This is a genomic window from Pseudomonas fluorescens (assembly GCF_001708445.1).
Classification (GTDB): Bacteria; Pseudomonadota; Gammaproteobacteria; order Pseudomonadales; family Pseudomonadaceae; genus Aquipseudomonas; species Aquipseudomonas gorinensis.
Genome location: NZ_CP015637.1, coordinates 6,459,860 through 6,472,561, shown reverse-complemented (window position 1 = coordinate 6,472,561; position 12,702 = coordinate 6,459,860). Strand labels below are relative to the sequence as shown.

Sequence of the window (12,702 nt, the reverse complement as noted above, 5' to 3'; positions counted from 1 at the left end):
ATGAGTAAGATTTCGATCCTAGGATTGGCCCTTTCGCGCCCGCCAGCATGCTGGAGCTCAACATACCGTGGCTACGAGTTCAGACGGGTACAAGTCTTGATGCAGGCAAGTCACACCTTAGGAAATCGTAAAAGCGCCGATAGGTGGCTCGGTTCACCAGTACTTGCGCTCAACCGACGCAGCCCTTGCGAGATGCTGACCAAACCTAGCGGCTATCCCGAGGTTCGAGACGTATTGCTCAGAATTGAACACGGAGTCTATATGTGACCTGTTCTGGCTCCCTAGCGGCCTGCGAGAGGAAAAGCGGTGCTCACCGCCAGGGATTGAGCTGTTGATCCTATAGTATGACGGGGATATCGATACTCATGGGAATCACTTTATTGGAGGTTAGTCCTCGTAGCGTACATTTAGAGCGGAAACCTATTTCCGTCTGTAAACACCCGGCGGCGCTTTCTTGACTAGCTCGGGTCGAGGTTGAGGACCTTTTCTTTTTGGTCGCTCAAAACTACAGCAGGGATAATACACTGGCCGCCAATCCCACATCCGTAAAAAGTCCCTAGCAGGGAACGGACAACACCAGACACCAACACCTTGGTCATAGTTTTCTTCAACGAAATGTGTTGACTCTTGATGTCCTGCTATATAAGTAGACCATAATGTCTCCACTGGGCGAACTTCGTCCCCATACGACTTCACGTCAATGACAAAGTCAGCAAATCTTTCATAGACTCCCAATATAGCCTGAATAATAAAATCAGTAGTTTCTCCATGTGGCAGCCTGTTCCTAGACCTAGCCTCTTGGACAATCTCTAGCCGCCGTTTAATTGTATATCCTAGAGGCTGGTTGTATCTGGAATTCCAAATTTTAAGCTTTAGTTTGTCATTTTGATGGACTTTCTCATCCAAGGCCGCAAGAACTGCCTCCTCAGAGAGGTGATGGGTGGCTGACAGGATCTCTGCAAAGAATTGAGCTTTCTTCAGCTCAAATTGGTCTGCGTTCAACATCACTGAGCTATCTTTAAACTGCTGTCCCTCACAGGTAGCCCACATCACATTCAGATCATGGCCACCATGGCGGAACGGCTTGTCACAGTATGGGCAGCGTTTGACTAACTCTACATTGTGCTCAGCACAGACTTTCAGCTCACAACAGTGAGCACGTCGCCAAAAGGAGAACCCTAAGCGTTCAACATCTTCGGCAACACAAACTGGGCAAAACCCGGCCTGGGTACTATCGGAACTATAGAGATTCGGACGACCTATATATTCGTCCCTAGAGTAGGAAATATCTTGAATATTTTTAAAAATCTCTTTTAGCGGATAATCAGTATGCTTATGAAGAATTTTGTTAAAGCCGTAGCAACCAATCCATCCCTGCGTTCCGGCGATCGACAAAATATCCGTGCTTAAGATGCAGTTTTTGGGAAACTTCCGAAAAACCTCCTCGGAAGAATGTTTCCCTTTAATAAAAAGAGTTCTTGCCACAAAGGAACGCACCGTCTCCTCAGGCTGAATAGCTAAGATCATTTGCTCGTCTAAACCTTGAAGTGCGTCCCGAGCACGGTGGCCCGGACAAAGCGTCACCGGCTCCTCAATCGCGGGGGATCGAAGGCGCCAGCGACAGACTTTATTTATTTCCGACAGACTTTATTTCGTAGCTTCAGTTGGGCCTCCAGGGTAAAGCGGGTTACTCCACCGTCACCGACTTCGCCAGGTTACGCGGCTGGTCGACGTCAGTGCCCTTGAGCACCGCGACGTAGTAAGACAGCAGCTGCAGCGGGATGGTGTAGAGGATCGGCGACAGGGTGTCGTGGATATGCGGCATGTTGATGACGTGGGTGCCTTCGCCGTTGGTCATGCCGGCTTTTTCGTCGGCGAAGACGATCAACTGGCCGCCACGGGCGCGGACTTCCTGCAGGTTGGACTTGAGCTTCTCCAGCAGTTCGTTGTTTGGCGCCACGGTGACCACCGGCATGTCGTCGTCCACCAGCGCCAATGGGCCGTGTTTCAACTCGCCGGCCGGATAAGCTTCGGCGTGGATATAGGAGATTTCCTTGAGCTTCAGGGAGCCTTCCATCGCTACCGGGTACTGGGCGCCACGACCCAGGAACAGGGTGTGATTCTTGTCGGCAAACAGCTCGGCAACTTTTTCTACCGTGCTGTCCATGGCCAGGGCTTCGCCCAGGCGCGTCGGCAGGCGGCGCAGTTCTTCTACCAGGGTGGCTTCGACACCGGCGGCCAATGTGCCACGTACCTGACCCAGGGACAGAGTCAGCAGCAGCAGGCCCACCAGTTGGGTGGTGAACGCCTTGGTGGAGGCGACGCCGATTTCGCGACCGGCTTGGGTCAGCAGGGTCAGGTCGGACTCACGCACCAGGGAGCTGATGCTGACGTTGCAAATCGCCAGGCTGGCGAGGAAGCCCAGTTCTTTGGCGTTACGCAGGGCAGCCAGGGTATCGGCGGTTTCACCGGACTGGGAGATGGTCACGAACAGGCTGTCGGGCTGCACCACCACCTTGCGGTAGCGGAACTCGCTGGCGACTTCGACCTGGCAAGGGATGCCGGCCAGTTCTTCCAACCAGTAACGCGCAACCATACCGGCGTGGTAGCTGGTGCCGCAGGCGACGATCTGGACATTGCGTACTTTGGCGAACAGCTCGGCGGCCTGCGGGCCAAAGGCGTTGACCAGCACTTGCTTGTCGCCAAGGCGACCTTCCAGGGTGCGTTGCACCACGGCGGGCTGCTCGTGGATTTCCTTGAGCATGAAGTGGCGGAACTCGCCTTTGTCGGCGGCTTCGGCACCGTCGCGGTATTGCACGGCTTCGCGCTCGACGGATTGGCCGTTGACGTCCCAGATCTGCACGCTTTCACGGCGGATATCGGCGATATCGCCTTCTTCCAGGTACATGAAACGGTCGGTGACCTGGCGCAGGGCCAGTTGGTCGGAGGCGAGGAAGTTCTCGCCCAGGCCCAGGCCGATCACCAGCGGGCTACCGCTGCGGGCGGCGACCAGGCGGTCGGGCTGGCTGGCACTGATCACCGCCAGGCCGTAGGCGCCGTGCAGCTCCTTGACGGTGGCCTTGAGGGCGACAGTCAGGTCACCGAGGTCCTTGAGCTTGTGGTTCAGCAGGTGGGCAATGACTTCGGTATCGGTGTCCGAGGTGAACACGTAGCCCAGGCCCTTGAGTTGTTCGCGCAGCACTTCGTGGTTTTCGATGATGCCGTTATGCACCACCGCCAGGTCACCGGAGAAATGCGGGTGGGCGTTGCGTTCGCACGGCGCACCGTGGGTAGCCCAACGGGTGTGGGCAATGCCCAGGCGGCCGACCAGCGGCTCACCGAGCAACGCCTGCTCCAGCTCGCTGACCTTGCCTGGGCGACGCATGCGTTCGAGCTTGCCGGCGTTGGTGAAGACAGCCACACCGGCGCTGTCATACCCACGGTATTCCAGGCGCTTGAGGCCTTCGAGCAAGATGGCGGTGACGTTGCGTTCAGCGACTGCGCCTACAATTCCACACATGGTGTTTCTCCTAGATGATTGCCGCGCATATCAGCGTAATGCCGCGGGCTTGGATCTGGTCGCGGGCCTCGAGCGGCAGGCGATCATCGGTAATAAGGGTATGGACGCTGCTCCAGGGCAGTTCCAGGTTGGGAATCTTGCGGCCGATCTTGTCGGATTCGACCATCACCACCACTTCCCGGGCGACTTCGGCCATCACGCGGCTCAGGCCCAGCAATTCGTTAAAGGTGGTGGTACCGCGCTGCAGATCGATGCCGTCGGCACCGATGAACAGTTGATCAAAGTCGTAGGACCGCAACACCTGCTCGGCGACTTGCCCCTGGAACGAGTCCGAATGGGGGTCCCAGGTGCCGCCGGTCATCAACAGCACCGGCTCGTGTTCCAGTTCGCTCAAGGCGCTGGCCACGTGCAGGGAGTTGGTCATCACCACCAGGCCGGGCTGATGGCCCAGTTCGGGGATCATGGCGGCAGTGGTGCTGCCGCTGTCGATGATGATGCGGGCGTGTTCGCGCAGACGCATCACGGCGGCACGGGCGATAGCGCGCTTGTAGGCCGAGATGGGCTGGGCCGGATCACCGACCAGTTCCTGGGGCATGGTGATTGCGCCGCCGTAGCGACGCAGCAACAGGCCGTTGCTTTCGAGGGCGGCCAGGTCCTTGCGGATGGTCACTTCCGAGGTTTCGAAACGCTTGGCCAGTTCGTCCACGCTGACTTCGCCCTGTTCATTGAGCAACGTCAGGATGTTGTGGCGTCGTTGGGGTGTATTTCGTTTCGACATGGTAATGATAAGTTTCGTTTCGAAAGATAACGAAGGCAATCAAAACCTATTGGCAAGATATCGTCAAGCGTCGGGAACAGATTTTTCGAACAACACACGACAAATGTGGGAGGGGGCTTGCCCCCGATTGCGGTAGATCAGTCGACTAAAACATTGACTGAAAATCCGCCATCGGGGGCAAGCCCCCTCCCACATTTGGATAGCACTGCTGATGAGGCTGTGGATAACTCAGGTCTTTTTGATTTTGACCGGACGCTTCCATCCGTCAATGTTGCGTTGGCGGGCGCGGGCTACGGCCAGTTGGGACTTATCCACATCCTGATTGATGGTGGAACCGGCAGCGGTGTTCGAGCCATCTCCGATGGTTACAGGTGCAACCAACGAATTATTGGAGCCTATAAACACATCCTCACCAATAGTCGTCTGATACTTGTTGGCACCGTCGTAGTTGCAGGTGATGGTGCCGGCGCCGATGTTGGTCCGCGCACCGATCACAGCATCGCCCAGGTACGTTAAGTGGCCGGCCTTGGCGCCTTCGCCCAGATGGGCATTTTTCAATTCGACAAAGTTACCCACATGGGCCTTGGCTCCCAACACGCTGCCCGGACGCAACCGTGCAAACGGACCCGCATCACTGCCCTCGCCCATCACTGCACCGTCGATATGACTATTGGCCTTGATCACCACGCCTTTGCGCAGGGTGCTGTCCTTGATCACGCAGTTCGGGCCGATCACCACGTCGTCTTCGATGATCACGCGGCCTTCGAGGATGACGTTGATATCGATCAGCACGTCGCGGCCCACGGTGACTTCACCACGTACATCAAAACGCGCCGGGTCGCGCAGGGTCACGCCCTGGGCCATCAGGCGGCGGCCTTCACGCAGTTGGTAGTGACGTTCGAGCTCTGCAAGCTGCTTGCGGTCGTTGGCGCCTTGCACTTCCATAGGGTCGTGGGGCTGCTCGGTGGCGACCAGCAGGCCATCGCTGACAGCCATTTCGATCACGTCAGTGAGGTAGTACTCGCCCTGGGCGTTGTTGTTGGACAAACGGCTCATCCAATCCGCGAGCTTATTGGCAGGGACCGCAAGAATACCGGTGTTGCCTTCGGTAATGGCGCGCTGGGCTTCGCTGGCGTCCTTGTGCTCGACGATTGCCGCGACCTTCCCGTCAGTGTTACGCACGATGCGCCCGTAGCCGGTAGGGTCATCCAGTTCTACGGTGAGCAGGCCCATCTGGCCAGGTACTACATGCTTGAGCAGGCGTTGCAGGGTTTCGACTTCGATCAGCGGCACATCGCCGTAGAGGATCAGCACGGTGTCGGCTGTGATGAACGGCACGGCTTGGGCGGTGGCGTGACCGGTCCCCAGTTGCTTGTCTTGCAGAACGAAATTCAGGTCATCCGCGGCCAGGCGCTCACGCACCACATCAGCACCATGGCCGATCACCACGTGGATACGTTGTGGGTCCAACTGCCGGGCACTGTGGATAACATGCCCGAGCATGGAGTTACCCGCGACCGGGTGCAGCACCTTGGGCAATGCCGAACGCATGCGGGTGCCCTGGCCTGCGGCGAGAATGACGATTTCAAGAGACATGAATGGCTACCAATCCTGGGCGGTCCGGCTTCAGACCAGAGAAGTATTTTGCTAAAAAAGAAAAAGGGTAGCCGAGGCTACCCTTTTTAATCAATCGCGCATGAAGCATGACGGCGTGGCCGCTTACTTCTTGCGGATCTGCTGGAGCGTGCGCAGCTGAGCTGCAGCCTCGGCCAGACGTACAGCAGCAGCGCTGTAGTCGAAGTCCGCACCTTTCTCGTGCAGGGCCTTCTCGGCAGCCTTGACGGCTTCCTGAGCAGAAGCTTCGTCCAGGTCGCCAGCACGTTGCACGGTGTCGGCAAGTACCTTGACCATGTTCGGCTGAACCTCGAGGAAACCACCGGAGATGTAGAACACCTCCTTTTCCCCGCCTTGCTTGGTCAGCGTAATCGGACCTGGCTTCAAGCTGGTGATCAATGGCGCGTGGCCCATGGCAATACCCAGGTCACCGAGTTCGCCGTGTGCAATCACCATTTCTACCAGACCGGAGAAGATTTCCCCTTCCGCGCTGACGATATCGCAATGGACTGTCATAGCCATCTGATTGCCTCAACCTGATGAGCGCCCGTTGCCGGGCGCCGGGATTACAGTTTCTTGGCTTTCTCGATCGCTTCTTCGATGCCGCCGACCATGTAGAACGCTTGTTCTGGCAGGTGGTCGTAGTCACCGTTGAGGATGCCTTTGAAGCCAGCAATGGTGTCTTTCAGGGAAACGTATTTACCCGAGGCACCGGTGAAGACTTCAGCCACGAAGAACGGCTGCGACAAGAAGCGCTGGATCTTACGAGCGCGGGATACCAACTGCTTGTCGGTTTCCGACAGTTCGTCCATACCCAGGATCGCAATGATGTCCTTCAGTTCTTTGTAACGCTGCAGCACGTACTGAACGCCGCGAGCGGTGTCGTAGTGCTCCTGGCCGATCACGTTCGGGTCCAGTTGGCGCGAAGTCGAGTCGAGTGGATCGACCGCTGGGTAGATACCCAGGGAAGCGATGTCACGGGACAGTACGACGGTGGCGTCCAAGTGGGCGAAGGTGGTCGCAGGCGACGGGTCGGTCAAGTCATCCGCAGGTACGTATACCGCTTGGATCGAGGTGATCGAACCTTCCTTGGTCGAAGTGATACGTTCTTGCAGAACGCCCATCTCTTCAGCCAGGGTCGGCTGGTAGCCTACTGCCGAAGGCATACGGCCCAGCAGTGCGGATACTTCAGTACCGGCCAAGGTGTAACGATAGATGTTGTCGACGAACAGCAGAACGTCGTTACCTTCGTCACGGAACTTCTCGGCCATGGTCAGGCCAGTCAGGGCTACGCGCAGACGGTTTCCCGGCGGCTCGTTCATCTGACCGTAAACCAGTGCCACTTTGTCCAGAACGTTGGAGTCCTTCATCTCGTGGTAGAAGTCGTTACCCTCACGAGTACGCTCACCCACACCGGCGAACACGGAATAACCGCTGTGCTCGATGGCGATGTTACGGATCAGTTCCATCATGTTTACGGTCTTGCCTACACCGGCACCACCGAACAGACCGACTTTACCGCCCTTGGCGAACGGGCAAACCAGGTCGATAACCTTGATGCCGGTTTCCAGCAGGTCGTTGCCGCCAGCTTGTTCCGCGAACGAAGGTGCTGGACGGTGAATGCCCCAGCGCTCTTCGGTGTCGATCGGGCCAGCTTCGTCAATCGGGTTGCCCAGTACGTCCATGATCCGGCCCAGGGTCGCTTTACCGACCGGTACGGAGATGGCAGCGCCAGAGTCGACAACGTCCAGACCGCGCTTCAAGCCTTCGGTAGAACCCATCGCAATGGTACGAACTACGCCGTCGCCCAGCTGCTGCTGAACTTCCAGGGTAGTTTCCGCGCCTTGTACTTTCAGCGCGTTGTAGATGCTCGGTACGCTGTCGCGTGGAAATTCCACGTCGATAACGGCGCCGATGATTTGAACGATACGTCCGCTACTCATAGCTGGATCCTCTGAATATTTGAACCGTTAAACCGCGGCAGCGCCGCCGACGATTTCCGAGATCTCTTGGGTGATCGCAGCCTGACGCGCCTTGTTGTAGATCAGCTGCAAATCGCTGATCAGATCACCGGCGTTATCGGTAGCGTTTTTCATCGCGATCATCCGCGCCGCTTGTTCAGCTGCGTTGTTCTCGACCACCGCCTGGTACACCTGCGACTCCACGTAGCGCACCATCAAGCCGTCAAGCAGCTCTTTGGCGTCTGGTTCGTAGAGGTAGTCCCAGTGGTGCTTGAGTTCCTGATCCGGGGTCGCCACCAGTGGGATCAATTGCTCCACGGTTGGCTGCTGGGTCATGGTGTTGATGAACTTGTTGGATACCACGGACAGGCGGTCAATCCGGCCCTCCAGGTACGCATCCAGCATCACCTTCACACTGCCGATCAGATCATTGATCGACGGTTCTTCACCCAGGTGGCTGATAGCTGCAACGACGTTACCGCCGAAGTTACGGAAAAAGGCCGCACCCTTGCTACCAACGACACACAGATCGATCTCGACGCCGTTTTCGCGGTTTACCGCCATGTCCTTGACCAGGGCCTTGAACAGGTTGGTATTCAAACCACCGCACAAACCACGGTCACTGCTCACTACCACATAACCCACACGCTTGACTGCGCGGTCGATCATGAACGGGTGGCGGTATTCCGGGTTGGCGTTGGCCAGATGCCCAATTACCTGGCGGATACGCTCCGCATAAGGACGGCTAGCAGCCATGCGCATTTGTGCCTTGCGCATTTTGCTGACCGCCACTTTTTCCATGGCGCTGGTAATTTTTTGCGTGCTTTTGATGCTCGCAATCTTACTGCGAATCTCTTTTGCGCCTGCCATGTAACACCTATCAGGTTAGCAAGCGGGAGCCTTGCGGCTCCCGCTGCGGCTTACCAGGTTTGGGTGGCCTTGAACTTCTCGATACCGGCTTTCATGCCAGCGTCGATATCGTCATTGAAGTCACCCTTCACGTTGATCTTCGCCATCAATTCGGCGTGATCGCGGTTGAAGTAAGCAATCAGCGCTTGTTCAAAGCTGCCGACCTTGGCGATTTCAACGTCGGTCAGGAACCCACGCTCAGCGGCATACAGCGACAACGCCATGTCAGCGATCGACATTGGGGCGTATTGCTTCTGCTTCATCAGCTCGGTAACGCGCTGACCATGCTCAAGTTGCTTACGGGTCGCTTCGTCCAGGTCAGAAGCGAACTGGGCGAATGCCGCCAGTTCACGGTACTGAGCCAGAGCGGTACGGATACCACCGGAGAGCTTCTTGATGATCTTGGTCTGAGCGGCACCACCCACACGGGATACCGAAACACCGGCGTTCACTGCAGGGCGAATGCCCGAGTTGAACATGGCCGATTCCAGGAAGATCTGACCGTCGGTGATGGAAATCACGTTGGTCGGAACGAACGCGGAAACGTCGCCAGCCTGGGTTTCGATGATCGGCAATGCGGTCAGGGAACCGGTTTTGCCGGTCACTGCGCCGTTGGTGAACTTCTCTACGTATTCTTCCGAAACGCGGGATGCGCGCTCCAGCAGACGGGAGTGGAGATAGAACACGTCGCCTGGGTAAGCTTCACGGCCTGGTGGACGGCGCAGCAGCAGGGAAATCTGGCGGTAAGCCACTGCTTGCTTGGACAGATCGTCATAAACGATCAGCGCGTCTTCACCGCGGTCGCGGAAGAATTCACCCATGGTGCAACCGGAGTACGGTGCCAGGAATTGCAGCGCAGGAGATTCCGAAGCACTGGCAGCCACGATGATCGTGTTGGCCAGGGCGCCGTTTTCTTCCAGCTTGCGAACCACGTTGGCGATGGTCGATTGCTTCTGACCAATGGCTACGTAGACGCAGAAAATGCCGCTGTTCTTCTGGTTGATGATCGCGTCGATCGCCAGAGCGGTTTTACCGATCTGACGGTCACCGATGATCAGCTCACGCTGGCCACGGCCGACAGGGATCATGGCATCGACAGCCTTGTAGCCAGTCTGTACAGGCTGGTCTACCGACTTACGCCAGATCACGCCTGGAGCAACTTTCTCGACCGCATCGGTCTCGGTGTTGCCCAGTGGACCTTTACCGTCAACAGGGTTACCCAGTGCGTCGACTACGCGACCCAGCAGTTCCTTACCAACCGGAACCTCCAGGATGCGGCCGGTGCACTTGGCGCTCATGCCTTCAGCCAGACTGGTGTACGCACCCAATACAACGGCACCTACGGAGTCTTGCTCCAGGTTGAGGGCCATACCGTAGACGCCGCCCGGAAACTCGATCATCTCGCCGTACATGACGTCGGCCAGACCGTGAATCCGCACGATACCGTCAGATACGCTGACGACAGTGCCTTCGTTACGGGCTTGGGAGGTCACATCGAGCTTGTCGATGCGGCCCTTGATAATTTCACTTATTTCGGAAGGATTGAGTTGCTGCATTGCTCTGCTGCCCCTTCAAACTCAAGATTTCAATGCTTCGGCAAGTTTCGCGATTTTGCCGCGAATCGAGCCATCGATAACCAGGTCGCCGGCGCGGATAACGACACCACCAATCAGGGATGCGTCCTCCGTAGCTTGCAGGCGCACTTCCCGATTGAGTCGTGCACTGAGAACCTTGGCGAGTTTGTCTTGCTGTTCTTGGTTCAATGCAAAAGCACTGGTCACTTCAACGTCTACCGATTTCTCCGCTTCGGCCTTGTACAGGTCGAACAGAGCGGCAATCTCCGGCAGTAGCGGGAGACGGTCGTTTTCGGCAACGACGTGGATGAAGTTCTGCACTTTCACATCAAACTTGTCGCCGCACACTTCAATAAAAGTGGCGGCCTTGTCTGCGCTCGTCAGGCGCGGGGCCTTGAGCACGCGCTGCATGGTGTCATCTTGCGACACTGCTGCAGCCAGGCCGAGCATGGCTGACCAAGAGGCCAGCTGCTGGTGGGCCTGGGCGTGCTCGAAGGCTGCCTTAGCATAAGGTCGGGCCAACGTGGTCAGTTCTGCCATGATCGCCCTCGCTTAAATTTCAGCAGCCAGTTTGTTAACCAGCTCCGCGTGCGCGTTTTGATCGATTGTGGCACCGAGGATCTTCTCAGCACCGCCGACCGCCAGAGCACCCAGTTGGGCACGCAGCGCGTCTTTGACGCCGTTCAGTTCCTGTTCGATCTCGGCATGAGCCGAAGCCTTCACACGGTCAGCTTCGACGCGGGCTTTTTCAACAGCCTCTTCGACGATCTGGTTGCCGCGCTTCTTGGCTTGCTCAATGATTTCAGCTGCCTGTGCTTTAGCATCGCGCAGTTGATGACCCACTTTCTCTTGGGCCAACTCCAGGTCGCGAGCTGCACGGCTGGCAGCGTCCAAACCATCAGCGATCTTCTTCTGACGTTCGTGCAAAGCCGCGATGACCGGAGGCCACACGAACTTCATGCAAAACACTACAAAAATGAAGAACGCAACGGATTGGCCAATCAGGGTTGCATTAATGTTCACGCCAACACCTCGCTCATTCGTTGTCCATCACCCCAATCAACTCGAAAATTCGAGTGATTAGCCAGCGAGTTGACCAACGAAGGGGTTCGCGAAGGTGAAGAACAGAGCGATACCAACGCCGATCATGGTTACGGCGTCGAGCAGGCCGGCAACGATGAACATTTTAACTTGCAGCATTGGGACCATTTCTGGCTGACGCGCTGCGCCTTCCAGGAATTTGCCGCCCAGCAGGCCGAAACCAATGGCAGTACCCAGGGCGCCCAGGCCGATCAACAGTGCAACAGCGATAGCGGTTAGACCAACTACAGTTTCCATCTTTCCTCCCGACTTTTACGTCGTATGGTTTAGGTTTTTTAGATTTTAAAGCGGTAAAACAAATCGTTTCATAGCCCTTTCAGGCCACCTTCCCGTTTCACCGGGAAGGACATCAGACTAGTCGAGACTGGTCTTAATGGTTCTCTTCGTGCGCCATCGACAGGTAGACGATGGTCAGCATCATGAAGATAAACGCCTGCAGGGTGATGATCAGGATGTGGAACACAGCCCACGCCCACTGCAGAACAACGCCCAGGCCGCTAAGCCAGAGCAGACCACTGCCGAACATCACAGCGATCAGAATGAATACCAGCTCGCCGGCATACATGTTGCCGAACAGTCGCAGTGCCAGGGAAATCGGCTTGGCGACCAGGGTTACGAATTCCAGCAGGAAGTTCACCGGGATCAGCAGGGCTTGAACGAAGATGTTCTTGCTGCCGAACGGGTGCAGGGTCAGTTCGCCGATGAAGCCGCCGATGCCCTTGACCTTGATGCTGTAGAAAATGATCAACGCGAACACCGACAGGGCCATGCCCAGGGTGGCGTTAGGATCCGTGGTGGAAACCGCACGGAATGGAATGTGGTGATCGCCGGAAATCAGGATGGCCAGTTGAGGAATCCAATCGACCGGTACCAGGTCGACGGCGTTCATCAGGAACACCCAGACGAAGATGGTCAGTGCCAGCGGTGCAATCACTGGGCTACGGCCATGGAAGCTGTCTTTCACGCTGCCATCGACGAATTCGACCAATACTTCAACGAAGTTCTGCAAGGCACCCGGCTGACCGGAGGTCGCCTTCTTTGCCGCCATGCGGAAAATCAGGACGAAGATCAGACCCAATGCGACCGACCAGCCCAGAGTATCCAGGTGGAAAGCCCAAAAGCCCATTTCCTTGGCTTCTGCTGCGGTGTGGGCGAAGCCCCAGCCGCCGTTGGGAAGCTGACCAAAGGTCAGGTTCTGCAAGTGGTGCTGGATATAGCCCGAAGCGGTTGTTTCTGCCATGGTTG

General features: G+C 56.8%; 13 protein-coding genes. 1 reads left to right on the top strand and 12 read right to left on the bottom strand.

From position 1 onward, the window contains the following. Positions 1-267: an antitoxin Xre/MbcA/ParS toxin-binding domain-containing protein gene (locus A7317_RS31400; RefSeq protein ID WP_081002946.1), complete on the top strand. Its 267-nt coding sequence runs from the start codon at positions 1-3 to the stop codon at positions 265-267. A 153-nt stretch (positions 268-420) separates the two neighbouring features. Here the strand turns inward: A7317_RS31400 and A7317_RS30480 are convergent, their stop codons facing one another. The 12 genes from A7317_RS30480 to atpB form a co-directional block, all read right to left on the bottom strand. Further along, a complete protein-coding gene (locus tag A7317_RS30480) occupies positions 421-1,527 on the bottom strand; it encodes a TniQ family protein (RefSeq protein WP_081329292.1) in 1,107 nt (368 codons plus the stop codon). Positions 1,528-1,687: 160 nt separating this feature from the next. Further along, the gene (gene glmS, locus A7317_RS29035) at positions 1,688-3,520 is read right to left on the bottom strand and encodes a glutamine--fructose-6-phosphate transaminase (isomerizing) (RefSeq protein ID WP_024078248.1); all 1,833 of its coding nucleotides are present in this window, start codon (positions 3,518-3,520) and stop codon (positions 1,688-1,690) included. A 10-nt stretch (positions 3,521-3,530) separates the two neighbouring features. Further along, complete coding sequence (locus A7317_RS29030) at positions 3,531-4,298, bottom strand: DeoR/GlpR family DNA-binding transcription regulator (RefSeq protein WP_024078249.1); 768 nt, start codon at positions 4,296-4,298, stop codon at positions 3,531-3,533. A gap of 228 nt (positions 4,299-4,526) precedes the next feature. Continuing rightward, a complete protein-coding gene (glmU, locus tag A7317_RS29025; protein ID WP_024078250.1) occupies positions 4,527-5,894 on the bottom strand; it encodes a bifunctional UDP-N-acetylglucosamine diphosphorylase/glucosamine-1-phosphate N-acetyltransferase GlmU in 1,368 nt (455 codons plus the stop codon). A 123-nt stretch (positions 5,895-6,017) separates the two neighbouring features. Then, a complete protein-coding gene (locus tag A7317_RS29020; RefSeq protein WP_024078251.1) occupies positions 6,018-6,434 on the bottom strand; it encodes a F0F1 ATP synthase subunit epsilon in 417 nt (138 codons plus the stop codon). A 44-nt stretch (positions 6,435-6,478) separates the two neighbouring features. Beyond that, entirely contained in the window at positions 6,479-7,855 is a 1,377-nt protein-coding gene (gene atpD / locus A7317_RS29015; protein ID WP_024078252.1) for a F0F1 ATP synthase subunit beta, read from the bottom strand. A 27-nt stretch (positions 7,856-7,882) separates the two neighbouring features. Then, positions 7,883-8,743: a F0F1 ATP synthase subunit gamma gene (gene atpG, locus A7317_RS29010; RefSeq protein ID WP_003233565.1), complete on the bottom strand. Its 861-nt coding sequence runs from the start codon at positions 8,741-8,743 to the stop codon at positions 7,883-7,885. Positions 8,744-8,793: 50 nt separating this feature from the next. After that, complete coding sequence (gene atpA / locus A7317_RS29005; protein ID WP_003177064.1) at positions 8,794-10,338, bottom strand: F0F1 ATP synthase subunit alpha; 1,545 nt, start codon at positions 10,336-10,338, stop codon at positions 8,794-8,796. Between the two features lie 21 nt (positions 10,339-10,359). Continuing rightward, complete coding sequence (locus A7317_RS29000) at positions 10,360-10,896, bottom strand: F0F1 ATP synthase subunit delta (protein ID WP_053258794.1); 537 nt, start codon at positions 10,894-10,896, stop codon at positions 10,360-10,362. A gap of 12 nt (positions 10,897-10,908) precedes the next feature. Then, positions 10,909-11,379, bottom strand: a complete 471-nt coding sequence (locus A7317_RS28995; protein WP_015886647.1) for a F0F1 ATP synthase subunit B — start codon at positions 11,377-11,379, stop codon at positions 10,909-10,911. A gap of 57 nt (positions 11,380-11,436) precedes the next feature. Further along, positions 11,437-11,694 (bottom strand): F0F1 ATP synthase subunit C, encoded by a 258-nt coding sequence (atpE, locus tag A7317_RS30475; RefSeq protein WP_002555987.1) that lies wholly within the window; start codon positions 11,692-11,694, stop codon positions 11,437-11,439. Positions 11,695-11,827: 133 nt separating this feature from the next. Beyond that, positions 11,828-12,697, bottom strand: a complete 870-nt coding sequence (gene atpB, locus A7317_RS28985) for a F0F1 ATP synthase subunit A (RefSeq protein WP_024078254.1) — start codon at positions 12,695-12,697, stop codon at positions 11,828-11,830. Positions 12,698-12,702 lie beyond the last annotated feature (5 nt).